We start from the raw sequence: 1,484 nt of genomic DNA on the forward strand, positions 1-1,484 counted from the left end.
TTTCCTTTTTTAATGGTGTTATTATTAATTACTAGTGCACAAATATTAAAATCGCATAAACTCATGTATTTAATACAAACTGGGGCATTAGTTTTAATTTGTGTTCCTTTACTTTATCCCATAAACAATAGTAATTTAACCAATACAACCTACCATACAGAATCTAGTACGTTCAGGTTTAGCTATACTTTCTTTCCTTATAAAAACACAAAATATAGCAGTAAGTATGAAACTGTTACAGTAGGAAATTTAAAATTAAACGCACCTACAGAAATAGATTTTTTCTGGGGGACAGGAAATATTCCGCTTCCCGCATTAAAAGAAGAACAACTAGATTATTTTAGCACCTACTTCAATACTATTCCTCAATTACGCGGCGAGACATTAAAAGAAGGGTTCTATTCAAAAAATTTATTAAATGACTAAAGCAGAACTTAAAGATTTTCTAGACTCTAAAGTTGAACAATACAACAATTTAAATTTTATTGATAGCGATCCAGTACAAATACCCTATAAATTTAATACAAAAGAAGATATTGAAATTGCTGGCTTTTTAAGTGCAACTATCGCATGGGGAAATCGTAAAAGTATTATTAACAATGCAAATAAAATGATGCATTTATTAGAGCAATCGCCATACGATTTTGTTATAAACCATACAGATTCTGACTTAGAAAAACTAACCACATTTGTACACCGTACTTTTAATGGTACAGATTTTATAACCTTTATAAAAGGATTGCAACATATTTATAAAACCTATGGCGGGTTAGAAGCCATATTTGCTAAACATGCAGAAAAAGACTCACTACAACAAGCCATTCATCATTTTAAGTACTATTTCTTTGAAATAGAACATTTACAACGTACACAAAAACACATTAGTGACCCCTTAAAAAATTCTGCAGCAAAACGTATTAATATGTTTTTGCGTTGGATGGTTCGTAAAGACAATGCTGGTGTAGATTTTGGAATATGGAATACTATATCCCCTGCCTCATTATCCTGTCCGCTAGATGTGCATTCAGGTAATGTAGCTCGAAAACTAGGGTTATTAAAGCGAAAGCAAAACGATGGAAAAGCACTTTTAGAACTAGATGCTGCATTGAGAGCTCTAGATAATACAGATCCCGTAAAATATGATTTTGCACTTTTTGGACTTGGTGTTTTCGAAGGATTTTAGCATTTAACCGAGTATTCCTATAGACTAAACAAACCTAAATGGTAAAATAGAAACTTTATTTACTTCACTAGTAGTCAAATTAGTGTTAGTTTTTATATATTTGCACGCATCCAAAAAAATTTTAACTGACTAAATCTAAATGAAGCATTCTTTCAAATTCAAAAAATCTGAAATAAAATCTGTATTCCAACAGAAATTAGGGATTAAAAATATGTCTATTGAAAATAAAAATGATGTTTTTAATGCAATTAGTATACTTTTAAATTTTAATGAGTTAGAAGAGTTTTTTACCCCTATAGAT

At 30.1% G+C, this 1,484-nt stretch carries 2 protein-coding genes; both read left to right on the plus strand.

Annotation, left to right across the window (positions count from 1 at the left end; genetic code table 11):
• Positions 1-426 (plus strand): hypothetical protein (locus ACVC2P_RS00025; RefSeq protein WP_452596444.1); only part of this gene is annotated, 426 nt, incomplete at its 5' end.
• Entirely contained in the window at positions 419-1,183 is a 765-nt protein-coding gene (locus ACVC2P_RS00030; RefSeq protein ID WP_452596445.1) for a TIGR02757 family protein, read from the plus strand. The genes ACVC2P_RS00025 and ACVC2P_RS00030, both read left to right, overlap by 8 nt.
• Positions 1,184-1,484: the final 301 nt, after the last annotated feature.

It is taken from the genome of Pontimicrobium sp. MEBiC01747, assembly GCF_053601635.1.